Genomic DNA, 24,398 nt, shown 5'->3' with positions numbered 1-24,398 from the left:
CCCCCCCCCCCCCCCCCCCCCCCCCCCCCCCCCCCCCCCCCCCCCCCCCCCCCCTCCCCCCCCCCCCCCCCCCCCCCCCCCCCCCCCCCCCCCCCACGCTCGGTTAGTTGATTCCCTCGTCGTGCGGGACGGTGACCGTGACGGTGCAGCCGACGGGTCGTCCGATCTCGTCGTGGCCGGCGTAGGTCAGGTGGTACACCCGGTCACCGCCGTTGCCGGCCCGCTCGGCCCGCAGCGCGCCGGTCGTGTCGGGGGTGCCGGCGGCGAAGCCGCTGACGTCGGCGGCGTCACCGCCGGTCACGCCGGTCAGGGTGAACGCGTTCGGGCCGAGCACGCCGTCGTGCAGGTCCACGGTCACGCCGACGTCGACCAGCTCGTGGTTCGGCGGCCACAGCACCGGCCGGTCCACCGCGCAGTCCAGCTGCCGTACCGGCAGGGGCTCTGCCAGGGTGGCGGTGGCGTGGGCGATCGTCGCGGTGAGCCGGGCGCCGGCCTCGTAGTACATGTGCGCGGTACGCCCGTCGAAGTAGAACGTCGGCGCGGCCGACCGGCCGAGGTCGGGTGCGGCGGCCATCGAGTCGTGCACGACGCCGAGGTGGGTCTCCTGGTCGAAGTTCTCGCCGACGTCGACCGCGTGCATGTTGCCGTCGGCGGCGTGGTAGATCACCAGGTTGCGGTCGTTCCAGCGGAGGAAGAACGGCCCGGAGGCGTTCGGGCCTTCGTCGCCCTGCGGGGTGACGATCGGTTCGGGCTGGGTGGTCCAGGTGCGCGCGTCGTTGGAGACGGCCCAGCGGATCCGGCGGGACACCGGTCCGGTGGGGCCGGGCGCCCCGCCCGTGGGGTTGTCCATGAAGAGCATCAGGTAGCGGGTGCCCAGGCGGGGCACGGACTGCTCGAACACCCGGGCGTAGGAGGTCTCGCCGCCGGTGGTCGCGTCGCGGCTGACGGCGGTGCCGCCGTAGTTGAAGTGGATGCCGTCGTCGGAGGTCGCGTACCGGGTGATCGAGTTCTCGCCGTGGAAGTAGAGGAAGAGCTTGTGCTCGTCCTCGATCCACACCGCATGGGGTGAGGAGATGTGGCTGACCGTGGAGTAGTGCGGCAGCCAGGTGTTGCTGATCAGCGGGTTGGCGTCGTACTCGGTCCACGGCCCGTCGATCGAGTCGGAGTACGCGAGGGCGATCCCACCGGGCCGCTCGTGCGGCGCGTAGTACAGGTAGTAGGTGCCGAGCGGGTGGGGGAAGTAGTCGGCCGCCCGGATGACGCTCGGGAAGATGAACTCGTTCGTCGGGTTGTAGGCGAGGGTGCTCTTGTCGAACGCGGTGCCGGCGTAGGTGAACTGCGGGAAGTCCAGGCCGGGGTCGGCGGCGGCCGGCACGGCGCCGGCCATGGCGACGACGAGCAGGCCGGCGCTGGCGGTCGCGACGACGGCGCGTCGGGACGACGGGACGGGTGGTCTCGGCATGCGTCTTCCTCTTCTGTCGGTGGGGACAGGTGGTGACTCTCCGTAAGAGTGCAGGGGTCATCGCCCGTCGAGGCTGCCCCGGATCGATCTGCTAATACGTATTAGCATCGACGTTTCTCGAATGTTGCTCGTCCAGCGGCGCTCCTGTCAAGAGGCCGGCCCTACCCGCTGGAGTTCCCGCAGCTCCGCGCGGCCCCCCGCGTCGCGCCGCCGAACCCGGCTTCCGCTAATGCGCATTACTCTTGGAAGTTCATCCCCTGGAAATCTTCGTCATCCTCTTGACACAGTGCCGGCTGACCCGCCACGCTCCTTCCCAACGCCGAGCGCTAATACGCATTAGCCGGCCCGGAAGGACCCGTCGTGACCCCTACCCCCAGACGCGTCACCCAACGTGACATCGCCCGGATGGCCGGCGTCAGTCAGGCGACCGTGTCGCTGGTGCTCAACAACCGGACCGACGCCGACGTCCGCATCGCCTCCGAGACCCGGGACCGGGTGCTGCGGGTCATCGCCGAGACCGGGTACGCGGCCGACCCCGTGGCCCGCCGCCTCGCCTCGCGGTTCAACCGGATCATCGGCGTCTTCACCTACGAGCCGGCCTTCCCCAGCGGCAGCCGGGACTTCTTCCACCCGTTCCTGCTCGGCATCGAGGAGTATGCCGAGCGGGTCGGCTGCGACCTGCTGCTGTTCACCAGCGCACCGGTGGTGGACGGCCGGCGGCGCATCTTCCACCAGGACAACCGGCTGCGCCTGGCCGACGGGTGCCTCCTGCTCGGGCGCGAGATCGACGGCGCGGAGCTGCACCGGCTCAACCGCGACGGATTCCCATACGTCGCGGTCGGGCGCCGCGACGACGCCGGCGGACCGGTGCCCTACGTCGGTGCCGACTACGCCACGGCGGTGGCCCGGCTCGTCGAGCTGGCGCTGCGGCGCGGTCACCGGCGCCTGACCTACGTGGGCATGGGCATGACCGCCGAGTCCTCGCAGGACCGGCGCCGGGGCTTCGTCGCCGCCGCGACCACCGCGGAGAGCGCCCGCCAGGTGTCCGCAGTGGCCGGGGCCGCCGACGCGACCCTCGACGACCTGCTGGCCGACGGCAGCACGGTGGCCTTCGTCGAGGACTTCGCCACGGCGGTCGCGCTGGAGTCGGCCGCCCGCCGGCGTGGGCTGACCGTGCCCGGCGACCTGTCGATCGTGACCCTCGGCGATCCGACCACCCCGGTCCCCACCGACATCGCGTTCACCGGGTTCCACATCCCGCGCGAGGAGATGGGCCGGCAGGCCGTCGAGGTGCTGACCGGCGTCATCGACGGCAGCGCCGCCGGCCTCCAGCAGCGACTCCTGCCCTGCGAGCTCGTCGAGGGCGACACCCTCGGCACCCCTGAACCGGCGGTCGACCGGCGCTGAGCGGCCGGCCGCGCAACTGGAAGGAAGCAAGTGGTACTAATGCGTGCGGACGTCCTCGTCGTCGGGGGCGGACTGGGCGGCGTCGCCGCGGCGCTCGCCGCGGCCCGGGCCGGCCGGTCCGTCATCCTGACCGAGGAGTTCGACTGGCTCGGCGGGCAGCTCACCAGCCAGGCGGTCCCGCCGGACGAGCACTCCTGGATCGAACAGTTCGGCGCCACCGCCAGCTACCGGGCCCTGCGCAACGGCATCCGCGACTACTACCGCCGCCACTATCCCCTGACCGAACGCTCCCGGGCCTGGACCGACCTCAACCCGGGCGCCGGCTGGGTGAGCCGGATCTGCCACGAGCCCCGGGTCGCCGTCGCCGTCCTCGAGGAGATGCTCGCGCCGTACCGGGGATCGGGACGGCTGCGGGTGCTGCAGCCGTACCGGCCGGTCGCCGCGGAGACCGATGGGGACCGGGTCACCGGCGTCACCCTCGCCCACCGGGACCGGGACGAGCGGATCGACGTGGTCGCGCCGTACATCCTGGACGCCACCGAGACCGGTGAGCTGCTGCCGCTTACCGGCACCGAGTACGTCACCGGGTTCGAGTCGCAGGCCGAGACCGGTGAACCGAGCGCACCGGCCGAGGCGCAGCCGATGAACATGCAGGCCGTGTCGGTCTGCTTCGCCCTCGACCACGTCGACGGCGACCACACCATCGACCGCCCCGCCGGGTACGACTTCTGGCGCGACTACAAGCCCGACTTCTGGGGCGACCGGCTGCTGTCCTGGAAGTCGCCGCACCCGCGCACGCTGGAGATCGTCGAGCGCAGCTTCACCCCCAACCCGGACGACGACCCGCTGAGCGTCAACGCCGACCAGCGCGTCAACCCCGGGGACGGCAACCTGTGGACGTTCCGGCGGATCGCCGCCCGGCGCAACTTCACCGACGGGGCGTACGGCAGCGACATCACGCTGGTCAACTGGCCGATGATCGACTACTTCGAGGGTCCGGTCATCGACGTGCCGAACGCGTCGTGGCACCTGGCCAAGGCCCGCGAGCTGTCGTACTCGGTGCTGTACTGGCTGCAGACGGAGGCGCCCCGGCCCGACGGCGGCACCGGCTTCCCCGGCCTGCGGCTGCGCGGCGACGTGACCGGCAGCCACGACGGCCTGGCGCAGGCGCCCTACATCCGGGAATCGCGCCGCATCCGCGCCGAGTACACGGTGGCGGAGCAGGACCTCTCCCTCGCCGTGCGGGGCGAGCACGGCGCGGTGCAGTACCCCGACTCGGTCGGCGTGGGGATGTACCGCATCGACCTGCACCCGTCGACCGGCGGTGACAACTACATCGACGTCGGCTCCTGCCCGTTCGAGATCCCGCTCGGGGCGCTGATCCCGCAGCGGATGGAGAACCTGCTGCCGGCCGGCAAGAACATCGGCACCACGCACATCACCAACGGCAGCTACCGGCTGCACCCCGTCGAGTGGAACGTCGGCGAGGTTGCCGGCCTGCTGGCCGACTTCTGCCTGACGCGGGGCGAATCCCCGCGTGCGGTCCGCAGCACCCCCCGGCTGCTGGCCGAATTCACCGACCACGTCTCGGCCAGCGGCGTGGAACGCCGCTGGCCGCAGATCGCGGGTTACTGACCCGTTGCGAGTGAGTGAGCATGAGTAAGCCCACGCATCCACAGTCCCGCCTTACGGCGGAACGCTCCTCGGCTTGCCCGCTGGCGCGGTGCGAGGTTGACGCTTCATCGACCCGCGCCAGGAAAAGCCCTGGTCTTACCTGGTCTCCGCGTCCGTTCGACCCGTACGGGCCCGGTTCCCGAGGCACTCCCGGTACCGATCATTGGGTCGCATTTAGCCTGCCGCCGCAGGAACCGAGCAGGCTTGGCTCTCGCCCGCTCGGCGTCGGTCACCGTACCACAAAAGCGCATTCACAGTGGACCGACGCTTTCTCCACCAGCAACAGTTTGCACCCTCGATAAGGAGAAACATTGTGAAATTAGGAAAGTCACTACGCCTGGTCGCCACGGCACTGGCCGGCGCGCTCGCCCTGTCCGCCTGCGGCGGCGGTGACGCGGAGGACAAGGGCCCGGCCCGGCTGCGGATGACCGTCTGGTCGGCCAATGAGGCGCACCTGAAGCTGTTCAACGAGATCGCCGACGAGTACCGCAAGACCCACCCGGACGTCGCGGAGATCAAGTTCGACCCGCTGCCGTTCGAGAACTACACCACGACCCTGACCACCCAGATCGCCGGCGGGAACGCACCCGACCTCGCCTGGGTGTTCGAGAACTCGGCCCCTGACTTCGTCGCCTCGGGCGCGCTGCTGCCGCTGGACGACACGCTCAAGAAGGCCGACGGCTACCAGTACGAGGACCTCTCCCCCGCCACCCTCAAGCTCTGGCAGACCGGCGGCAAGCTGTACGCCTACCCCTTCTCCACCTCGCCGTTCGGGGTGTTCGTCAACACCGACATGCTGAAGAAGGCCGGGCAGAAGACCCCGGCCGAGCTCATCGCGGCCGGGCAGTGGACCTGGGACAACGTCCTGGCCACCGCCGGGGCGACGGCGGCGAAGTCCGGCAAGGCCGGCCTGGTCATCCGCGACTTCGACTACAAGGGCTGGGACAACCTGTCCACCTTCTGGACCGGGTGGGGCGCCCAGGCGTGGAGCGAGGACGGCAGGACCTGCGGCTTCAACAGCCCGGAGATGGTCGACGCGATGACCACCCTGCACAAGGCGGTCTTCACCCAGAAGGCGCTGCCCGGACCGGGCACCACCGCCGACTTCTTCGCCGGTGACGCGGCCATGACGGTCACCCAGATCTCGCGTGCCTCGCTGCTGAAGGACGGCGGCTTCGGCTGGGACCTGGTGCCCCTGCCGGCGGGCCCGAAGGGCCCGTACGCGGTGGTCGGTCAGGCCGGCATCGGGGTGATGAAGAAGAGCCCGCACGCCCAGCAGGCGGCCGACTTCCTGGCCTTCCTGACCAACCCCGCCAACTCGGCGAAGCTGGCCCAGTTCTTCCCGCCGCCCCGGCAGTCGCAGCTGACCGCCGAGAACCTGGCCAAGACGAACCCGAAGCTGAAGCCGGAGCAGCTGCAGAAGGTGGTTATCGACGGCATCACCAGCGGCGTGGTCAAGCCCAGCCACGCCGGCCAGGCGGAGCTGAGCCAGCAGGTCCGGGCCGGCCTGGACCCGCTGTGGCAGCCGAACGCGGACGTCAAGGCCGTTCTCGACGGCGTCTGCGCCAAGATCCAGCCACTGCTGGCGAAGTAGGGCCGACGATCATGACCCAGACGGACACCAGGGTGGGCCCGGCGGCTGCCGGGGCCGCCCCGGGCCGGGCCCGGCCGTTCTGGACCAGCCGCCGCCGGGACCAGCTCGCCGGTTACCTGTTCATCGCCCCGCAGTTGCTCGGCAGCGTCGTCTTCGTGATCCTGCCGCTGATCCTCGTGGTCTGGTACAGCCTGCACGAGTGGAACGTGCTCGCCGGCACCTTCGACTTCGTCGGCGGCGACAACTACGCGGCGCTCGCGGATGATCCCAACCTCGGTGCGGTGCTGCGGGCCACCGGGCTGTTCTCCGTCGGCCTGGTGGTGCTGAACCTCGGCCTGGCGTTGCTGCTGGCCGTGCTGCTCAACCAGAAGCTGCGGGGCACGATCCTGTTCCGCACCCTGTTCTTCTCCCCCGTGGTGGTCTCCCTGGTGGCCTGGACCATCGTGTGGGGCTTCCTGCTGCAGAAGAACGGCGGGATCAACGGCCTGCTCGACGTGGTCGGCGTGGACGGGCCGAACTGGCTGCGCGGCGAGGGCACCGCGATGCTGTCGGTCATCGTCGTGCAGGTGTTCAAGAACGTCGGCCTGAACATGGTGCTGTTTCTGGCCGCCCTGCAGGGCGTGCCGGCGGAGCTGTACGAAGCCGCGGAGGTGGACGGGGCGAGCCGGCTGCGCCAGTTCTGGCGGATCACCGTACCGCTGATCAGCCCGACGATCCTGCTCACGTCGATCATCACGGTGGTCGGGTCGCTGCAGGTCTTCGCGCAGATCGCGGTGCTGACCCAGGGTGGGCCGGGCACCTCGACCACGGTGCTCGTCTACTACCTCTACCAGCAGGCCTTCCAGTTCCATCACTTCGGCTACGGCGCCACGCTGTCGATCCTGCTGTTCGGCATCGTGCTCGCGCTCACCGTGCTGCAGTGGCAGATGCGCAAGAGGTGGGTCTTCCATGAGTCGTGACCTGTCGCGGCGGACCAAGCTGGTGCTCTACGGGGTGCTGCTGGTCCTGGCGATCCCGTTCGTCTTCCCGACCTGGTGGATGGTCACCTCGTCGTTGAAGCCGGTGGCGGACATCTTCTCCTTCCCGCCGCAGCTGCTGCCGACCAACCCGCGGCTGGACGCCTACCGGCGGGTGTTCGAGTTGCAGCCGTTCGGGCAGCAGTACCTCAACAGTCTCTACATCGCGCTGGTGGTCACGGTCGGCACCCTGGCCGTGTCGGCGCTGGCCGGGTACGCCTTCGCGCGGATCCGGTTCCGGGGCCAGAACGTGTTGTTCCTGGTCGTCCTCGCGGGCCTGCTCATCCCCAGCGAGGTGACGATCGTGCCGCTGTTCCAGATGTTCTTCAAGCTGGGGCTGGTCGACACCCACTGGCCGCTGATCCTGGTGCCGGTCTTCGGCGCGCCGAGCGTGCTGGCGACGTTCATCATGCGGCAGTTCTTCATCAGCCTCCCCGGCGAGTTGGAGGAGGCGGCCCGGGTCGACGGGCTGGGTCGCTTCGCCACCTTCTGGCGGATCGCGCTGCCGCTGTCGCGACCGGCCCTGGGCGCGGTGGCCATCTTCACCTTCCTGCACAGCTGGAACCTGTACCTGGAACCGATCGTGTTCCTCTCCTCGCCGGAGAAGTTCACCCTGCCGCAGGCGCTCACCCAGTTCGTCGATGCCTACGGCGGTCCGATGTGGGACGTGCAGCTGGCGGCGGCGTCGATGACCGCGCTGCCGGTCCTGGTCGTGTTCGTCATCGCGCAGAAGCAGTTCGTCGAGGGCCTCGCGCACACCGGCCTCAAGGGATGACCACACCGGTGGTCGGGATCGACATCGGCGGCACCAAGACGGCGGCCGCGCTGGTCAGCGCGGGCGGAGCGGTGCTGGAGCGCCGCGAGGTGCCCACCCCCGCCCGGTCCGGGCCCGAGGCGGTGCTGGACACGGCCGCCGGGCTGGCCGCGGACCTGCTCGACGCGGCCGGCGCCGGCCCGGTGGGGGTGGGCACCGCGGGCACGGTCGACCCAGCCACCGGCAGCATCCGGTACGCCACCGACAGCCTGCCCGGCTGGGCCGGCACCCCGGTCGCCGACGCCCTCGCGGCGCGGCTCGGTCGACCCGTGCGGGTCACCAACGACGTGAACGCCGCGGCGCTGGGCGAATGCTGGGCCGGCGCCGGACGGGACCGTGCTCACGTGCTGCTGGTGGCCGTCGGCACCGGGCTCGGCGGGGCAATCGTCCGCAACGGCCGTGTCGAGGCCGGTGCCCGCGGCGCCGCCGGCGAGGTCGCGCACCTGCCGGCCCCGGGCGCCGAACGGCTGCGCTGCGGGTGCGGCCGGTACGGGCACCTGGAGGCGATCGCCTCCGGCACCGGGCTGGCCGCCGCGTACGCCATCGCGACCGGCGCCCGGGTCAGCGGGCGGACCGTCGCGGACCGCGCGGCGTCCGGAGACCGGAGCGCCCGGCAGGTCGTGGACCGGGCCGGCACCATCCTCGGCGCGACCCTGGCGGGACTGGTGGCCCTGCTCGACCCGGAGGCCGTCCTGGTGGCCGGCGGGGCGGCCGGCGCCCTGCTGCCCGCCGCGTCGGCCGCCTACTGGGCGGAGCTGCCCGCCGGCTGGGCCGACGTGCCGCTGCTGCCCGCCACGCTGGGTACCGACGCGGTCCTGGTCGGCGCCGCCCGGCTGGGCATGGAGACAACCGACAGCGATGGAGGGATCAGCGGGTGAGTGTGCTCGACGACCTGGCCGGCGGGCTGGTGGTGTCCTGCCAGCCACTGCCCGACGAGCCGGACGACCCGATGCGGGACCCGTACGTCCAGGCCCGGGTGGCGGCCGCGGTGGTCCGCGGCGGCGCGGTGGCGGTGCGGGTCAACGGACCGGACGACGTCCGGGCGGCCCGCGCCGCGGTCGACGTGCCGGTGATCGGGCTGTACAAGCACGGTACGGCGGACGTGTTCATAACCCCGACCGCCGCCCACGCGCTGGAGGCGGCGCGGGCCGGGTCGCACATCGTCGCGGTCGACGCCACCGACCGTCCCCGGCCGGACGGGCGCACCTTCGCCGACACCGTCCGGGCGCTGCGCGAACGGACCGACGCACTGGTCCTGGCCGACGTCTCCACCACGGCCGAGGGCGTCGCCGCCGTCGAGGCCGGTGCCGACGCGGTCGCCACCACGCTGTCCGGATACACGCCGGCCAGCCCACCGACTGACGGGCCCGACCTCGGGCTCGTGGCGCGACTCGCCGCACTGCTGCCCGTACCGGTGATCGCCGAAGGGCGATACCGCACCACGGAACAGATCGGCCGGGCCTTCGAGGTTGGTGCGCACGCGGTGGTGATGGGCAACGCCGTCACCTCACCGCTGTGGATCACCCGCCGGCTCGTACCGGCCACCCCCGCGCGGCGGGCGCGCCCGGATAACAGGGAGAACGAATGAAGCGACGTACCCTGCTGGCCACCGGCGTGGCCGGCCTGGCCACCGCGGCCATCGGCCGACCCGCGTTCGCCGGGCCCGCCGACCGGCAGCTGACCGTGGCGCTGGTCCCGTTGGACGACCGGCCGGTCAACACCTACTGCCCGCAGATGACCGCGGCGAGCGCCGGCACCCAGGTGCAGCTGCCGCCCCGGGAGCTGCTGGGCCGCTTCTTCACGCCCGGCGACGGGGCCGGCATCGCCGGCTGGCTCGGCACGACCGATGGCGTCGACGGGTATGTGATCTCGGTCAGCATGCTGGCCTACGGCGGCCTGATCGCCTCCCGCACCGCCGCCCCCACCCTGGCCGCCGCGCTCGAGAACCTGGCCGCGATCCGGACGCTGCGCGCGAGGCGGCCGGAGGTGGTGATCGAGGTGCACGACACCATCCAGCGGCTGGCCATCACCAGCACCGGCACCGACCTGGACCGGTACCGCGACCTGCTGGTCCAGTGGGCGAAGCTCTACGACCAGGTGGTCAACCTGGGCCAGGAGCAGCTGCGGCCCCAGCTCGACGCCGTCCGGGCGCAGATCCCCGACCAGGTCGTCGCGGACTACCTGGCCGCGCGGGCCCGCAACCACCAGGTCAACCGGCTGATGGTCGAGTGGGTCGCCGACGGCACGATCAGTCACCTCGTGCTCTCCGAGGACGACACCGCGCCGGTCGGCCTGGCCCGGGCCGAGCGGGTGGAGCTGGAGGCGCTGGTGGCCCAGCTCGGCGTCGGCGACCGGGTGGAGATCTTCCCCGGTGCCGACGAGGTCGACGCGCTGCTGGTCGCGCGGGTGATCGCCGCCGACACGGCGCCCACGTACCGGGTCGAGTACGCCGGTGTCTCGGGCGAGGGCTGGACCGCCCAGTTGGAGGGCATCCCGTTCGCGGAGAACATCCGCCGGCACGTGGCCGCCGTGGGCGGCCGGGTGGTGGACGGCGACGCGGACATCGTGCTCGCCGTCAACACTCCCTCGGCCGCGCCCGGGCAGCGGGGCGCCGACCTGGACGCCTTCGTCGGGCGGATCGGCGACCTGCTGGCCGCCGGCACCCCGGTGATCGTGGTGGACCCGCTGATCGTGAACAAGGCGGACCACGAACTGGTGGCGCGGATGGAGAACCGGCTGGATCTCGCGGCGCTGCTGTCGTACTCGGGATGGAACACCGGCGGCAACGCGCTCGGTCTGGCGCTCGCGCACGGCACCGCCCGCTGGGCGTACCTCCGCTCCGCCGGCAGCGGATTCGGCGTGCCCGACCTGCGCGGGCCGGGCCTGGCGCACGCCGAGTACCTGCTCTACCGGTTCGTCAAGGACGACCCGTGGAAGAACATCGTGCAGGTCGAGGCGTACGCGCACGCCCGGGCGCAGGGCTGGGACCCGCTCGCGCTCACGCCTACGCAAAAGACCTACTTCGACGGCTGGGTACGCGACCGGCTGGTACCGCTGACCGAGCGGTACTTCGCCGACCACTTCGCCGGGCACCGCGTCGTGCTCGGCGCGCGGGGCGAGCAGACGTTCACCGCGACGCTGGCGCGGTTCGAGGGGGCGCGGGTGGAGCTGCCGTGGGACCGGCTCTTCGAGGTGATCCTGGAGCCCCGGCTGCAGCTGTCCTGACGAGCATCCGGTCGCGCCGGCGTAGGACTGCCGGCGCGACCGGTTGCCGTCTCTCCGGACTCAGCGGCTCACGGCGGTCTCCCGCTCGATACGGGACAGCTTCTCCGGATTGCGCACGGCGTAGAGCCCGGTGACGAGGCCGTCGTCGATGCGCACCGCGATGACGGTGTCGAGCTCGCCGTTGAGCCGGAGAATCAGCGCCGGATAGCCGTTGACCTGTACCGGCTCCAGCGACACCACGGTGGCGATCCGGTCCCGCCCGGCACCCAGCAGTCGGGCCACCTTGTCGGCTCCCACGATCGGCCGCGGGACGGCCTGCACGACTCCGCCACCGTCACCGAGGAAGACGACATCCGGCGCGAGGATGTCGAGCAGGTGCTGCAGATCCCCCGTCTCGACCGCGCGCTGGAACGCCGCGAGCGCGTCCCGGGTCTGCGCCGCGGAGGCGACCCCACGGGGTCGGCGCGCCGCGACGTGCGCCCGCGCCCGATGAGCGATCTGGCGAACCGCGGCCGGGCTCTTGTCGACGGCCTCGGCGATCTCGTCGTAGGCCAGGTCGAACACCTCACGCAGCACGAACACCGCCCGCTCGATCGGCGCGAGCGTCTCCAACACCAACAGCATCGCCATCGAGACACTGTCGGCCAACTCGACATCCTCGGCCACGTCCGGCGCGGTCAGCAGCGGCTCAGGCAGCCAGGGGCCGACGTAGGACTCCTTGCGGCGGCGCAGCGTGCGCAGCCGGACGAGCGCCTGGCGGGTGGTGATCCGGACCAGGTACGCCCGCTGGTCCCGCACGGTGTCGAGGTCGACGCCCACCCACCGCAACCAGGTCTCCTGCAGGACGTCCTCCGCGTCGGCGGCCGAGCCGAGCATCTCGTAGGCGACGGTGAACAGCAGATTCCGGTGCGACACGAACGCCTCGGTGGCGGAGTCGGTGCCGCCACTGCTCGCGAGCGGATCGATGTCCCCGGTTCGCTCGTTGCGCTCGCTCATAGCTGGCTCCTGCCTGTTCGTTCCCGGTTGTGCCACCTCACAAGATGCCGCTCCCCGCCCTGCTGTGACATCCGTGGTCGGTGGCGCAGGTCACATGACCTGCTGTCACAAGAATCGGCTCACCGGCATCTCCGTGTCCGAAAGGAGGCCGCGCGAACGATCCGCGCGGCACGCAACTCCACGAGCAGGAGCGGGGCTATGAACGCGGACACCACACACCAGCAGATTGCACTGGTCACCGGGGCGAACAAGGGGATCGGCCGGGCGACCGCCGAGCAGTTCGCCGGGCTGGGCATGACGGTCCTGATCGGCGCCAGAAATCCGCAACATGGCGCGGAGGCCGCCGCGGCCGTGCGCGCGGCGGGCGGCGAGGCGCACGCGGTCACCCTGGACGTCAGCGACCCGGCCACCGTCCGGGGGGCGGCGACCTGGGTCGAGGATCGTTTCGGTCACCTGGACGTGCTGGTCAACAACGCCGGCGTCTCGGGTGCCGGGCGGGCCGCTCCCTTGGACGTCAGCGGGCAGGTCCCGAGCACCGCCGACCTGGGCATCGTCCGGGCGGTGTTCGAGACCAACGTCTTCGGGGTGATCTCGGTGACCAACGCCTTGCTGCCGCTGCTGCGGCGGTCACCGGCGCCCCGCATCGTCAACGTCAGCAGCGACGCGGCGTCGCTGAGCATCAGCAGCGACCCGGGCGGCCCGTTCGCGGGGCTGCCACCGGTGGCCGCGTACTCGCCGTCCAAGACCGCGCTGAACGCGCTGACCGTGCAGTACGCCAACGAGCTGCGCAAGGACGGCTTCCTCGTGAACGCCGCCGCCCCCGGCTTCTGCGCCACCGACATCAACGACCACACCGGCCACCGCACCGCCGCGCAAGGTGCCGCGGTCGTGGTGCGCCTGGCCACGCTCGGCGCCGACGGACCGACCGGCGGGTTCTTCAGCGAGGACGGCCCGGTGCCCTGGTAGCCGTCCGGCCGGGGCTCAGCCTGGACTTTCGCCCCGGCGCCCTCAGGGCCATCGGAGCCCTCGAGAACCTGACCGCGGCGGCCCTGATCCTGCCCGCCGTACTCGACAAAGCGCCGCCTTCTGGTGCCCGTGACCGCTGCCGGTGAAGCCACCTCGAGGTCATCCTCCACAGGTTCGTCCTCGCGGGCGAGCACGAGGGTGAGATCTGGCGCTATGTGATCTCCACCGACGTCTGGGAGCCGGTCCGTGCATCCCCCAGGCCATCGACGCCGCCCAGGCGTCGCTCGGCGGGTAGCCGGTATCGGCAGCTGTTCCGGTGACAACAGGAACAGCCGCCGGCCACGGACGGGTGCTATCGGCCAGGGCGGTCAGGCCTGGACCCGCGACCGCGGGTCTTCGTCGGCGGCGAGCGCGCGCAACGCGTCGATCGAGGCGAGGGCTTCTGCGGCGCGCTCGCGGACGTGCCGGTCGGTGTCGTTGAGAAGCCGTCGGAGAGCTGACGTCGCCTCATCACTGCCGAGCCGGCCCAGCGCGTACGCGACCATGGACCGCACGCGAGGCGTCCGATCAGCGGCGAGCGCAACCAGCGGTGGCACGGCGTCAGCCCGCCCGGTAAAGCCGAGCCTGCAGGCCGCCGACACCCGTACCTGCTCATCCATGTCGTTGAGCGCCGCGGCGATTGCGTTGAATGCCCGATCGTCGCCGGCAGGGTCAGGCATCGAGCCGACGGCGATGGACCTGACCGTCGCATCCGGGTCGACCGCGGCCGCCGTCAGCAGCTCCACATCTTGCGCTTCGGCCACGAACCCGAGCGCCCACAGCCCTACGCGACGAAGCTCGGGCGCGGTAGCGGTGGCCACCTCACGCATGACGCGCCGGCTGGCCGCCGGGTCCGCGTGCATCAGCTCGATGATCTCGGACTGCAGGCCGTCCTGGTCATCTCCAAGATCGCGCGCTGAGGCGTGCAGGAGCACTGGCAGCGCCGCCACCCCCTGGATGCCGGCCAGGGCGGCGGCGATCAGGTCGCGGCCGTAGAAGTTCCCCTCATCGAGGAACCGGTCCAAGGCCTCCTGCAAGCGCGGCACCAGGCTGGTGTCCGCGCAGGCCGCCAGGGCTGTGACGATCGGTGCCACGTCGTCGTAGTCGTCCTCCAGGTCCACGGCATGCCGGACCACGGCCTCCAACGCTCCACCACTGTCGATCATCCGGGCACCATGCCACACCTGGTTGCCGCCTGCGTCCCGCACATGCCTGGCACCGGACAGCAAGAGTCGGTGAGGTCGGCCGAGCGGCAGACCGCGAAGGGCTGCTGCGGCTTGAGGCACATCGGTGAAGTCGGGGGATGGAACCCGGGAAGCGAACTCGTCGCCAGGGGCAGGCGCCGACCAGATCAGGACAATCTTCGCGCCGACGAAGAACCGAGGACGAAGGCGCAGTGTGGCGGCCGTCCGCGCCGCCCCGGGACGACAGGCGGCCGAGGCGGGCCCGCAGGGGCGGCGAGGCCTCACCGGAACGGATCTGTCGCGGCCCACGATCAACCCCGGCATCCACCGCACGGCTGACGTCTGGCAGGCTGCCCGGAGCGCACGGCATGACCGAGGCGGCAGTACGACCTCACCTAATCGGGTAAGGAGAAGCGGCGGACGCGGCCGCGTGAGGACCGTCTGACGCACAGCGAAAGGAGACCCACCCCTTGCTCTCGCACGGCGCAACCGCTCGTAACCTCGGCTACCACCCCGCCCTGGACGGCGTCCGCGCCTTGGCGATCATCGGCGTGCTGCTACTGCACCTCAGCCTCTGGGGCGCTGTGCCACACATCACCCCCGGTGGTCACCTGGGCGTCGCCGTGTTCTTCGTTCTCTCCGGCTATTTGATCACGACGCTGCTGATGGACGAGCAGACCCGGACCGACACGGTGGACATGCCCGCGTTCTACGTACGCCGGGCCGCCCGGTTGCTGCCGGCACTGCTGCTCCTGCTCACGGTCCACGCCCTCGTCTGGGGTTCGCAGCAACCGTCCTGGACGATCGCCCTCCAGATTGCGGCGGGGCTCTTCTACCTCACGAGCCTGGTACACCCGGTGATCTTCGACGTCGGCGGACTCGGCTGGACCTGGTCGCTCTCGGTCGAGGAGCACTTCTACCTCTTCTGGCCCGCTGTGCTGCGGCGCGCGCTCGCCGAGCCGCGAGGGCGGACCATCGCGATGTGGTGCTGCGGGGCGATGATCGCCGTCGCCGTTACGCTGCGCGCGCTGCTCAACGACTCCGCCACCTGGCACGACTTCGTCTACTACTCGACGCCCGCGCGGATGGACGCGCTGGCCGTCGGGTGCCTGGCGGCGCTGGCCACACACGGGCGGCGACTGACCGTCCCGGTGCCGCTGACCTGGGCCGCGCTCGGCTTCCTGGTGGTCTCCTACTTCGTGCCGGCCTTCGGCCAGGGAACGACCGTGATGAACCTGATCGGTCTGCCCCTGCTGTCGGTGGCGACCGTGGTGCTCATCCTCGGCCTCGTCGGGCGACCCGAGGGTGGGCCCGCGCGACTGCTCTCGGCGCGACCCCTGGTGCACATCGGCAAGATCTCCTACGGGCTGTACCTGTGGAACATGCTTGCCGGGCAGAGCATGCGGATGATGTTCGGTGAGTCGCGGACCGGTTGGCTCGCGACGATCCTCGGCCTCGCGCTGACCCTCGTGGCCGTCGAACTGTCGTACTGGTGCCTGGAGCGACCCGTGCTGCGGTGGACCCGGCGCCGGCTCGCGGCGCGGCGGCAGCCGGCGCGCCGCGTGGTCGTACCGAGGCAGGTCCGGGCAGAGCGGCGGACGCAACCGGCGACGATCGGCGCCAGCCGGTGGTAGCCCTGTCCTGAATGCTCGGGTGACAGGCTCAGCGATCGGAAGAGTTCGCTGTCCTCCCAAGCCGGGTCGCGGGCACTCTGGTGGTGTCCCACGAGGGGACCCGCTCCCTGTTCTGCGGTAGCTCAACGGCGGTCCCGCCGGCGCCGGCCCGCCCGGGGCGGTTACCGTCCGACGCCCGGGTGCGGCAGGAAGTACGGGTCGTGCACCAGTTGGCGCAGCGCGGCCTCGGTACGCGGATTGCCCGGCAAGACCCAGTCGGTCTCACCGCTGCCCCGGGAGTCGAAGTACACCATCGCCCGTACCAGCGGGAACGCCGTCGGCAGGTCCGTCCGGGCCTGGCGCAGCCAGTCAGCCTGCACCCCGGGCGCGGTGTCGTTGACGCCGACCTCCGCGAGGATCATCGGTTTGTCGTGCCGGATCCCGAAGTCGTAGAACCAGGAGAACAGCTCGGTCAACGGTGCGTGGTCGTTGCTCGGGCGGGCGTATCCGTCGGCGCCGACCCAGTCGACCATCGAGTCGCCGGGCCAGAATGACGAGACCCGCCCGGTCCTGAAGGCCAGCCAGGTCGGGCAGAAGACAAAGGCGACATTGTCGGCGCCTTCCTCCCAGAAGATCGTCCGGACCCGGCGCCACGCCTCCTTGAACGTTGCCGGGGTGTAGCCGCGCTGCGGCAGGTCCATCTCCCAGGTGAAGCGCAGCAGCACCGGCCGCCGCAGGGCCCGCAGCCGCCACGCCTGTTGACGGACCAGTTCGTCGTTGGCGCCCTGCGCAGTCGCGGCCAGCACGCTCTGTGGGCCGGCTCCCCAGGAGAGCAGCGGGGTACGGCCCCGGGCGATGTCGTCGGTGAGCCGGTCGGCGCGGAACGCCTGCCCCCACTGCTGAAAGGAGTGGTCGATGCCGAGCGGCTCGTGGGTCACCACCTCCAGCGCTTCCGGTTCGGAAATCCCGGGGTCGTGGTCCGGATCGTGCTTCACGAAGGCGCCGAAGAGGGTCCCGGCAGCCGGGATGATCGAGGCCGCCGGAATCACCTCCGACTGATCGACGCCATCCGGATGAGTGCCCGCTGCGGCCCCGCCGCCGGTGCTGGGGTCGGTCGAGTCGGCAAGGGCCGGCAGCGCCGGAAACAGCGCCGATCCCGCCGCGGCGCCGAGCAGGCCCCGGCCGAACGCCCGCCGGGTCACCCGGCCGGAGCGCGACGGTTCAACGGGTGCCATAGATCTCCACCTCGAAGACTCGGGCCAGCCCGTCGGTGGGGCTGGGTTCGGTGAACACGAGACGGACCTGCCGAATTCCGGCCGGCGCGCCACTGAGGTCGACCCGGGCCGGGCTGGCGGTGTTGGACCCGATCGCACCTACGGTCGTCCAGTCCCCGTCGACGAAGGCCTCCACCCGGAACGCCCGCACCCGCAGGCTGTCCGAGCCGGTCACTCCGCTGTAGAGGTCGAGCCGCTGCAGATCCGCCGGCTGACCGAGGTCCAGGGTGAGCGCCGGCGCCGGGTCGGCCGAGCCGGAGACCCAGCGGGCTCCGGTGCGGTCACCGTCGACAGCGTTGCCGGCGACGTTGTTGGAGAGGACCGAACTTGCCTGCACGCCGGCGCCCCGGGCGAGGTTCTCCCCCGCCACGCGCACCCGCAGGGTCTGCCGGATCTCCTGCCGCTGGCCGCCCCAGGTGAACGAGACGGTCAGCTGGACCGTGCCGTCGGTCACCGCGTCGGCGGGTACCCGCACGCTGACCGCGACCGGCGTGGTCGCGCCCACGGGCAATTCCGTCGCGTCCGGGCGCGCCTGTGCCTGCCAGCCGGCCGGCGCCTCGGCGTCGACCGCCAGGCCGGCGAGCGGGCCCGGGCCGTCGTTGCGTACCCGCAGCACGGTGCTGCCGGCCCGGCCGGGCAGCACCCGGATGTCCGGCGTGTCGAGCGCGACGTACGTACCAGCCGGGCCGGGCGTACTGCCGGTCCCCCCGACCCCGAGGTACGCCACCTCGATTTCGGGTACGGTGCGGCCGGTCACCACGTCGGCGACGGTGGCGCCCCACCGGGTGTTGGCCACGTTGTCCGGCCGGTAGCCCCGGGTACCCCGGATAACGACCCCGGTGCTGTCGCGCAGCCCCACCGCGTACGGGTACGGGCCCTGCACGGTGGCCACGCGGAAGAAGACCGTGTTGCCGAACAGGACGTCGTGCACGTCTTCCAGCTCGACGGCCTGGGAGCGCCAGCCGTAGATGTGGTCCTCGGTCTGCAGGGCGTGCAGTTCCCAGTTGCGTACCCGGCGCAGCACGACCTCGCGGTGCTCGTGGTGCTCGACCGAGACCTCGTACATTCGGCCGCGTACGGAGGTGTCCTCGATCAGGAATCCGTTGTCGGCCCAGCCGGCGACGCTCCAGATGTTGGCGAAGGTGCCGCCGCCACCTTTGACCCAGAAGCTGTACCTGTGCCTGCCGCGGTACTGGTAGCCGGGATCACCGGCGCCCGGGTCGTCGGGGTCGGTCTCCTCGGGCGCGAACTTGACGAACTGGGTCGCGATGTCGGCGAGGTAGCTCTGCGCGCCGGACTGCCAGAGCACCTGCACCGATCCCGGGGTTTGGCGGGCCGAGTCCAGGCCGATGCCGACCACCTGATTGGTTCCGCCGGGCGGGGTCTGGATCATCGCCTTGGGCCGGTTCGGGTCGGAGAAGTCAGGGTCGGCATCGGGCAGTTTCAGCCACGTCTGCCGGGGGTGCAGGCCGATGAGATTGCTCTGTGGGCGCAGGTGCAGGGTGTCGCCGATGAGGTATTCGCCCATCGGCACGTAGACCGTCTCGTACTCGTCGATCGCCTGCTGGAAGATGGCGTGGTCGTCGCTCGTCCCGCCGCCGATGGTGACGCCCCTGGCGGCGGCGTACTCGACCACATTGACCCAGTCGCCGCTGGCGGGCGGGAGGGGGATGTCCGAGCGGAGCAACTGCGCGAAGCTGGCGGGCGCGGCGGGTGTGGCCGACACCAGGACGTCGTCGCTGCGCGTCTCGCCGTCCCCGAGCGCATCGGTGACCCGCAGCCCGAGCGTCGCGTCCCGGACGAGGTACGACGGGCCGGGGCCGACCCAGGTGTGGCCGTTGGGCACCGTGGTCAGTAGTGCCCCGGTGCCGGTCACGCCGGTGTTGACGATGTTGAGCTGATTCTGGGCCCGGACGAGTTCCGGCTCGGCGATGGCGGGCACCGAGTCGCTGTCGTTGAGGGTGATGGCCGTCCCGGCGATGTCCTCGAAGACGGAGTCCTGTACGTACAGCCGCTGGGTTTGGTCCGGGGTGGCGATGATGCCGGCCGGCGCGTGGGCGAAGCGGTTGCGGATGAGACTCAGCTTGCTGTCCGTGTGCAGCTTGACGGCCGCGTCCCGCTGCCCGTCGAACGTGGTGTCCAGCACCGTGGTCTGCCAGCCCGGTGAGGCGGCGTACGCGAGCATGCCGAACCTGCCGCCGTGGACCTTGACCCGTTGGATCAGGTTGGCGTTGTGGTCGATGCCGGCATACCCGTCCCCGACATCGATGTCGAGATCCTGCAGGAGGAACATCTGCGCGCCGCTGAAGCGGACCGCCACCGCCGCCGGGTTGCCGGCGCCGATGCGGATGTCGAGGTTGATCAGACCGGTCCCGAACGTGTCGTTGTTGCCGAAGGAGCGGGCGGCGCCGGGCTGGTACGGCCGGCGCACGGCAGTGAACAGGAAGGACTCGGTGCCCGACTGGAAGCCGGGGGTGTTGTCGCCGAGGTAGAACTCGGGCCGCTCCGCTCCGAATCCGATCACCCGTACGGAGGCGTGCAGGTCCACGCGCCGGGTGAGCCGGTAGCGGCCTTCCGGCACGAAGACGACGCCGCCGCCGTCGCCGACGCTCACGTCGCGTGCCCCGCCGACGATGTTGCCCAGCCAGTTCGCACCGCCGCGGCGGGACGCCTCGTCGATCGCCGCCTGCAGCGTGGCGGTGTCGTCGCCGATGCCGTCGCCGTGCACCGGGAACTGCGCGCTGCCGAGGACGACGGCCGTGGGGTCGGTAGGCATCTCCCGGTAGACCGAGGTCGACGTGGTGGGTGCGGGTACGGCCGCAGCGGCGGGCAGGGTCACGGGGGCCGTCACGGTGGTAGCCAGAAGAGCGCCGGCCAAGAGGCCGACCAGTGTTCGCCGAGGCGCGGGACGGATGGCGGATGGCCGCCGTGGTGGTGAGTCGATCATGGTGCGCCTTTCCTGCCCCTCTGCGGGCCGGGTCGGCGACCATGTGGTCATGCGCATAACCAGAATTGGGTCCACCGACCGGCCTGTCAAGGCTCGCCCGGCGGAAAACCGGTCCTGCGAGGACAGTTGACAGCCGGCAGCAGCGCGACGACGATCCAGGGCAACCCGCTTCCGGGTCGTCGCCGTGGCGATCGTGTGGTCATGCGCATGACCGATCAGGGCGCGGCTCGGAGGCGGGGCACGACTGCTGGCCGGGCCGGGAGGTGACGACGATGCGACGCGCCACGCAGGCCGACGTCGCCCGGCTCGCCGGGGTCAGCCAGGCGACCGTGTCCCTGATTCTCAACGGCGGTGACACCGGGCGACGCCGAGTCGGCGAGCAGACCCGCGAGCGGGTGCTCGACGCCATCCGCATGACCGGCTACGTCGCCAACCCGGCCGCCCAGCGCCTGGCCGGGGGACGGACCCGGATCATCGGCGTCTTCACCTACGAGCCGGTCTTCCCGCGTGACAGCCGGGACTTCTACCATCCGTTCCTGCTGGGGGTCGAGCGGCAGGCCGAGGAGCTCGGCTGCGACCTGCTCTTCTTCACCAGCACCCCGTCACGGCAGGGGCGACGCCTGCTCGGCGACGGATCCCGCCGGCTCGGCGTCGCCGACGGCTGCGTCCTGCTCGGACGCCACGACGACAAGCGCGACCTGGCCGACCTGCTCGGCCGCGACTTCCCGTTCGCCTTCATCGGCCGCCGCGAGTCCGACGCCGGCACCGTGCCCTACGTCGGAGCCGACTACGTGACCGCCACCCGGGAGGTGGTCGAACTGCTGTTCACCCTCGGCCACGAACGCGTCGGATTCCTCGGCGACCTCCGCCGGGACGAGCCGTCAATCGACCGCGCCCGAGGCTACCGGCAAGCCGTGCAGGCAGCCGGCCGCCGGCCGGTGGTGCTCGACGGCACCGGGCTGACCGGCGGCGAGGCACTCGACCTGCTCGGCGACAACGAGCTCACCGCGGCGGTGGTCTGGCCGTCCGCGCTCGCCCCGGAGATCCGGGCGGCGGCGCTGGCCCGGGGGATGTCCGTCCCGGGCGACCTGTCGTTGGCCCAGCTCGGTGACGTCGAGGACGGCAGCACAGGTGACATCGACTGGACCGGGTTCCGGATCCCCCGCGAAGAGATGGGCGCGGCCGCGCTGCAACTCGTCTTCGCGCAGCTGGCCAGCCACGACATGCTGACCGTCGACGCGCTCCAACGCAGCCTGCCCTGCACCGTCGTGGCCGGGGCCACCGCCGCGCCGCCGGACCTCACCCGGTCACGATCAGCCAGCATCAGGTGAGTTGGCCGCCCGACGGCTGGCCGGTACCAGGCAACGGGTGATCGGCTCCGGACGCGGTAACCGCGCCGCTGCCCCTCCGGCGCCCCCTGGTCGGAGAGTCAGCGGTGGGTAGCGACGATGACGTCCTGGCTGAAGGTTGGCTGTGCGTCCGAGGAGAACCGGCCTGACCAGCTGCCGTAGTGCACCTGGACGGAGAAGCCGTGGCGCTCGTACAGCTCACGAACGGCGGCCTCCTCGTACCCGACGGCGAGTTCAGGGACCTTCGAGTCCACGACCCAGGCAGGCGCAAGGTGCGGCTTGAACCGAAGCGAGCTCCGCCCAGCCTCCATGGTCCTTCGCGACTCCGCGTCGATGAGGGAAAAGCTGGCATAGCATCGGCCGCCCGGCCTCAGCAGCCGCGCGATCTCCTCGATGTAGTGGTCGACGTCGTCGGGCAGCATGTGCGTGAACACCGAAGCGAGGACCGCGATATCGAAGCTGTCGTCCTCGAACGGGAAGCGATACTCAGAAGCCTGGACGGTGCCGCCGGGGTTGTACTCCTTGTTGTAGATGTCAGTGATCTTGAAGGAGAAGTGAGGGAACTTCGGGGTGATCTTCTCGCGGCACCAGGCGACGCCCGAGGGGACGATGTCCATGCCGACATACGATCCTCTGGTTGTCAGGTACGGGGCCAAGGCGACGGCCAATCGGCCCGTTCCGCTGCCGATATCCAGGACCTTGGCGTCCGGGGTGAGCCCAGCGAAGTCGATCAGGCGACCTACCAGGGCTTGTCCACTTCTCCTGAAGTCCTCGACCGAACCCGTGAATATCTCGGACTTCGGCGGCACGAGGTCGTCACGGCGACCCATTCGGCGGTCGATGATGTCGGAGGGCAGGAAATAGAGCTGGCGCAGCTTCCAACGGATGGGTCTCGGAATGGCGGGGAGCAGGCGGCTGGTAAACCACTGCTGCGACAGCAATGAGTTACGAACGCCGTAGAGCGCGGCTGTTGGCTGTCGGGACTTGACGCTCATGGGTGCCTCGTCTTGTGGTCACTGGATGTCTCGATAGATCGACAACCCTAGGGGGTGATCGAGCGAGCCGGGGCCGATTCGGGCACATGCACCCATTCGAGAGACTGCACAGAGAACGGCTGATCATGGCCCGTGGGCCACATCATTGGATGCCAATCCGTTGGAGGACGACGTGGTCTCGTGCGAACATTCGTCAACATGACGATGATCAGAAAGGCCGATGGCGCGTAGGCCGCCTGCGGCGGTGCGCGCTGCACGTCCACCTCGGGCCAATCGCTCCATCAAGGTGCCCGAGATAGACGGGCTTCCCATCGCAGCTGCCAGACACGTTTCCCGGTACGAGCATTCGTCCCTGTGGCCTGGCGCCGTCGCCCGTGCTCTGGCGGATTGGAAACGAGCCGTACACCGGCCAATCGCACGCCTCTTGCAGGACGCCGGACAGGCCGGGTGTCCCTGTTGCGATCCGCTGGAGCACCGCGACGTGTTGGCCAAAGCGCTGGCGGCGCTGGGCCCGCGGGCACGCCGCGAACTGCTGCAGCGGCTCCGCCCATTGGACGAGGTCTTCGAACGCCGCACGATCCACGATCCACAGACGCCACCCGAAGAGCCCTGGTGGCGTCGGCGTGCTTGAGGCCTACCCGACCTCTTCTTCGCGCGTCGTGACCCATCGGCGTCGCGCATGTCTCACGAACCGACTCGCTGCAGCACCTACCGCGCTGGCTGGCGGACCGAACTCGCCACCCCGGCATCGGACGCCCGCGGTATGCGCCGATTCGGGAAGATCCTCGCGCTACCGGGATGCGGGCCAGTGCTCCGCCCTTTAGGGCGGGGGTGAAGGCCCGCGCGGGAGGGCCGGCTAAGGGACGTCTCGTAACTCGGCGAAGGGGTTGCCCGTGACCGGGTCGGGGCCTCACCGGGTCAGGACGATGTTGTGGAGGTGGGCGATGCCGGAAGCGGTGTCAGTCAATGTGCGGGCGGCGCGGCGGTAGTCGCGCAGGATTTTCCAGGTCTTCATGCGGGCCAGGGCGTGTTCGACCTGGGCGCGGACGGTGCGGTGTTGAGCGTTGAGGTCTTCCTTCCAGTCCGGCAGCGGGCTGCCATCGCGGTTCTTGCGGTACGGGATGATCACGTCTGGGTTGCCGCGGTACCCGCCGTCGGCCATGACCGGCCGCCCGTTCAGCTTCTGGTCGATCCCACTGCTGCGGTAGACGATCGTGTCGTTGCGGTTGCCTGGCTGGGGGTCGCCGAGGGCGATGACCAGGCGGGTGGTGGCGTCGATGGCGACCTGCAGGTTCGTCGAGTACCGGTAGTTCTTGCTCGGGGCTGCCAGCCGGTGGTCCCGGGTCGGAATCAGCGTGCCGTCGACGATCGCGATCTGATCGACCGGGCGCCGCCGCACCGGGGCGAGGGCCAGCAGTGGTCCGAGGGTGTCGATGACCCTGTGTGCGGCAGAGTGCGACACCCCGAACAGCGGTCCGATCTGCCGCATCGTCAGGTTGGTGCGCCAGTACGCGGCCACCAGCAGTACCCGGTCGGCCAGGTCGAGCGCCCACTGCCGGCCCGGCCGCCCGTCGGCGATGGCGTCCCCGCCTCGTTCGGCAACCAGACGGACCAGCCTGCGGAACTGAGCGGGCTGCAGCCCAGTGAACGGGAAGATCCACTCCGGGCGGGCTGCGGAGATCACCTGCACCCCGACATCCTCGATCATCGTCCTCAGCGGACAGACGCCGGGGTTACGAGACATCCCTTAGGCCCGAGCGTGCTCTAAGCCGGCCGGTTCTGCTGCTCGATGTACTGGCGCAGGACAGTCAAGGGTGCGCCGCCGACGGACCCGGCGAAGTAC

The 24,398-nt window shown here is 70.8% G+C and carries 18 protein-coding genes; 11 read left to right on the top strand and 7 right to left on the bottom strand.

Features of this window, described 5'->3' with window-relative positions; translation table 11 throughout:
• Positions 1-103: 103 nt before the first annotated feature.
• Positions 104-1,462, bottom strand: coding sequence for a glycoside hydrolase family protein (locus ACZ6S5_RS32755; protein ID WP_466006134.1), 1,359 nt, complete (start codon positions 1,460-1,462; stop codon positions 104-106).
• A gap of 360 nt (positions 1,463-1,822) precedes the next feature.
• Here ACZ6S5_RS32755 and ACZ6S5_RS32750 point away from each other — a divergent pair, with 360 nt between their 5' ends.
• The 8 genes from ACZ6S5_RS32750 to ACZ6S5_RS32715 all read left to right on the top strand — a co-directional run bounded on the left by ACZ6S5_RS32750 (position 1,823) and on the right by ACZ6S5_RS32715 (position 11,192).
• Positions 1,823-2,869 carry a LacI family DNA-binding transcriptional regulator gene (locus tag ACZ6S5_RS32750; protein ID WP_466006133.1) on the top strand — a complete coding sequence of 349 codons (1,047 nt, stop codon included), beginning with the start codon at positions 1,823-1,825 and terminating at the stop codon, positions 2,867-2,869.
• A 39-nt stretch (positions 2,870-2,908) separates the two neighbouring features.
• Complete coding sequence (locus ACZ6S5_RS32745; protein ID WP_466006132.1) at positions 2,909-4,504, top strand: FAD-dependent oxidoreductase; 1,596 nt, start codon at positions 2,909-2,911, stop codon at positions 4,502-4,504.
• Between the two features lie 352 nt (positions 4,505-4,856).
• Positions 4,857-6,137 carry an ABC transporter substrate-binding protein gene (locus tag ACZ6S5_RS32740; RefSeq protein ID WP_466006131.1) on the top strand — a complete coding sequence of 427 codons (1,281 nt, stop codon included), beginning with the start codon at positions 4,857-4,859 and terminating at the stop codon, positions 6,135-6,137.
• Between the two features lie 11 nt (positions 6,138-6,148).
• Positions 6,149-7,096 carry a carbohydrate ABC transporter permease gene (locus tag ACZ6S5_RS32735; protein ID WP_466006130.1) on the top strand — a complete coding sequence of 316 codons (948 nt, stop codon included), beginning with the start codon at positions 6,149-6,151 and terminating at the stop codon, positions 7,094-7,096.
• Positions 7,086-7,928 carry a carbohydrate ABC transporter permease gene (locus ACZ6S5_RS32730; RefSeq protein WP_466006129.1) on the top strand — a complete coding sequence of 281 codons (843 nt, stop codon included), beginning with the start codon at positions 7,086-7,088 and terminating at the stop codon, positions 7,926-7,928. The genes ACZ6S5_RS32735 and ACZ6S5_RS32730 overlap by 11 nt, the downstream gene beginning before the upstream one ends.
• The gene (locus tag ACZ6S5_RS32725) at positions 7,925-8,845 is read left to right on the top strand and encodes an ROK family protein (RefSeq protein WP_466006127.1); all 921 of its coding nucleotides are present in this window, start codon (positions 7,925-7,927) and stop codon (positions 8,843-8,845) included. The genes ACZ6S5_RS32730 and ACZ6S5_RS32725 overlap by 4 nt, the downstream gene beginning before the upstream one ends.
• Positions 8,842-9,555, top strand: coding sequence for an N-acetylmannosamine-6-phosphate 2-epimerase (locus tag ACZ6S5_RS32720; RefSeq protein WP_466006126.1), 714 nt, complete (start codon positions 8,842-8,844; stop codon positions 9,553-9,555). The genes ACZ6S5_RS32725 and ACZ6S5_RS32720 overlap by 4 nt, the downstream gene beginning before the upstream one ends.
• Positions 9,552-11,192, top strand: coding sequence for a DUF4127 family protein (locus ACZ6S5_RS32715; RefSeq protein WP_466006125.1), 1,641 nt, complete (start codon positions 9,552-9,554; stop codon positions 11,190-11,192). The genes ACZ6S5_RS32720 and ACZ6S5_RS32715 overlap by 4 nt, the downstream gene beginning before the upstream one ends.
• A gap of 60 nt (positions 11,193-11,252) precedes the next feature.
• Here the strand turns inward: ACZ6S5_RS32715 and ACZ6S5_RS32710 are convergent, their stop codons facing one another.
• Entirely contained in the window at positions 11,253-12,188 is a 936-nt protein-coding gene (locus tag ACZ6S5_RS32710; protein ID WP_466006124.1) for an RNA polymerase sigma-70 factor, read from the bottom strand.
• 198 nt (positions 12,189-12,386) lie between these two features.
• Between ACZ6S5_RS32710 and ACZ6S5_RS32705 the strand changes: the two genes are divergently transcribed.
• Entirely contained in the window at positions 12,387-13,154 is a 768-nt protein-coding gene (locus ACZ6S5_RS32705) for an SDR family NAD(P)-dependent oxidoreductase (RefSeq protein ID WP_466006123.1), read from the top strand.
• A 368-nt stretch (positions 13,155-13,522) separates the two neighbouring features.
• Here ACZ6S5_RS32705 and ACZ6S5_RS32700 read toward each other — a convergent pair whose 3' ends face one another.
• Positions 13,523-14,359: a HEAT repeat domain-containing protein gene (locus ACZ6S5_RS32700; protein ID WP_466006122.1), complete on the bottom strand. Its 837-nt coding sequence runs from the start codon at positions 14,357-14,359 to the stop codon at positions 13,523-13,525.
• Positions 14,360-14,847: 488 nt separating this feature from the next.
• On the opposite strand from ACZ6S5_RS32700, the gene ACZ6S5_RS32695 reads away from it, so the two are divergent.
• Positions 14,848-16,011, top strand: a complete 1,164-nt coding sequence (locus ACZ6S5_RS32695; RefSeq protein ID WP_466006121.1) for an acyltransferase family protein — start codon at positions 14,848-14,850, stop codon at positions 16,009-16,011.
• Positions 16,012-16,172: 161 nt separating this feature from the next.
• Here ACZ6S5_RS32695 and ACZ6S5_RS32690 read toward each other — a convergent pair whose 3' ends face one another.
• Positions 16,173-17,225 (bottom strand): glycoside hydrolase family 26 protein, encoded by a 1,053-nt coding sequence (locus tag ACZ6S5_RS32690; protein ID WP_466006120.1) that lies wholly within the window; start codon positions 17,223-17,225, stop codon positions 16,173-16,175.
• On the bottom strand, positions 17,212-20,115 hold the full coding sequence (locus tag ACZ6S5_RS32685) for a glycosyl hydrolase family 28-related protein (protein WP_466006119.1): 2,904 nt from the start codon (positions 20,113-20,115) through the stop codon (positions 17,212-17,214). The genes ACZ6S5_RS32690 and ACZ6S5_RS32685 overlap by 14 nt, the downstream gene beginning before the upstream one ends.
• A 368-nt stretch (positions 20,116-20,483) precedes the next feature.
• Here ACZ6S5_RS32685 and ACZ6S5_RS32680 point away from each other — a divergent pair, with 368 nt between their 5' ends.
• Complete coding sequence (locus tag ACZ6S5_RS32680) at positions 20,484-21,542, top strand: LacI family DNA-binding transcriptional regulator (RefSeq protein ID WP_466006118.1); 1,059 nt, start codon at positions 20,484-20,486, stop codon at positions 21,540-21,542.
• A gap of 98 nt (positions 21,543-21,640) precedes the next feature.
• Here the strand turns inward: ACZ6S5_RS32680 and ACZ6S5_RS32675 are convergent, their stop codons facing one another.
• Together ACZ6S5_RS32675 and ACZ6S5_RS32670 are read right to left on the bottom strand one after the other, a co-directional pair.
• Positions 21,641-22,555, bottom strand: coding sequence for a class I SAM-dependent methyltransferase (locus ACZ6S5_RS32675; protein WP_466006117.1), 915 nt, complete (start codon positions 22,553-22,555; stop codon positions 21,641-21,643).
• Positions 22,556-23,465: 910 nt separating this feature from the next.
• Positions 23,466-24,245 (bottom strand): transposase family protein, encoded by a 780-nt coding sequence (locus ACZ6S5_RS32670; protein WP_466006135.1) that lies wholly within the window; start codon positions 24,243-24,245, stop codon positions 23,466-23,468.
• Positions 24,246-24,398: the final 153 nt, after the last annotated feature.

The organism is Micromonospora sp. NPDC051924 (genome assembly GCF_055586005.1).
Note: the sequence above shows the minus strand (reverse complement) of the source record. Positions and strands in the feature narration are given on the sequence as shown.

Excerpts from the sequence above, each read along its gene's own strand:
- ACZ6S5_RS32755 (WP_466006134.1), bottom strand. The coding sequence starts at position 1,462 with ATGCCGAGACCACCCGTCCCGTCGTCCCGACGCGCCGTCGTCGCGACC.
- ACZ6S5_RS32745 (WP_466006132.1), top strand. The coding sequence starts at position 2,909 with ATGCGTGCGGACGTCCTCGTCGTCGGGGGCGGACTGGGCGGCGTCGCC.
- ACZ6S5_RS32735 (WP_466006130.1), top strand. The coding sequence starts at position 6,149 with ATGACCCAGACGGACACCAGGGTGGGCCCGGCGGCTGCCGGGGCCGCC.
- ACZ6S5_RS32730 (WP_466006129.1), top strand. The coding sequence starts at position 7,086 with ATGAGTCGTGACCTGTCGCGGCGGACCAAGCTGGTGCTCTACGGGGTG.
- ACZ6S5_RS32725 (WP_466006127.1), top strand. The coding sequence starts at position 7,925 with ATGACCACACCGGTGGTCGGGATCGACATCGGCGGCACCAAGACGGCG.
- ACZ6S5_RS32715 (WP_466006125.1), top strand. The coding sequence starts at position 9,552 with ATGAAGCGACGTACCCTGCTGGCCACCGGCGTGGCCGGCCTGGCCACC.
- ACZ6S5_RS32710 (WP_466006124.1), bottom strand. The coding sequence starts at position 12,188 with ATGAGCGAGCGCAACGAGCGAACCGGGGACATCGATCCGCTCGCGAGC.
- ACZ6S5_RS32705 (WP_466006123.1), top strand. The coding sequence starts at position 12,387 with ATGAACGCGGACACCACACACCAGCAGATTGCACTGGTCACCGGGGCG.
- ACZ6S5_RS32700 (WP_466006122.1), bottom strand. The coding sequence starts at position 14,359 with ATGATCGACAGTGGTGGAGCGTTGGAGGCCGTGGTCCGGCATGCCGTG.
- ACZ6S5_RS32690 (WP_466006120.1), bottom strand. The coding sequence starts at position 17,225 with ATGGCACCCGTTGAACCGTCGCGCTCCGGCCGGGTGACCCGGCGGGCG.
- ACZ6S5_RS32680 (WP_466006118.1), top strand. The coding sequence starts at position 20,484 with ATGCGACGCGCCACGCAGGCCGACGTCGCCCGGCTCGCCGGGGTCAGC.
- ACZ6S5_RS32675 (WP_466006117.1), bottom strand. The coding sequence starts at position 22,555 with ATGAGCGTCAAGTCCCGACAGCCAACAGCCGCGCTCTACGGCGTTCGT.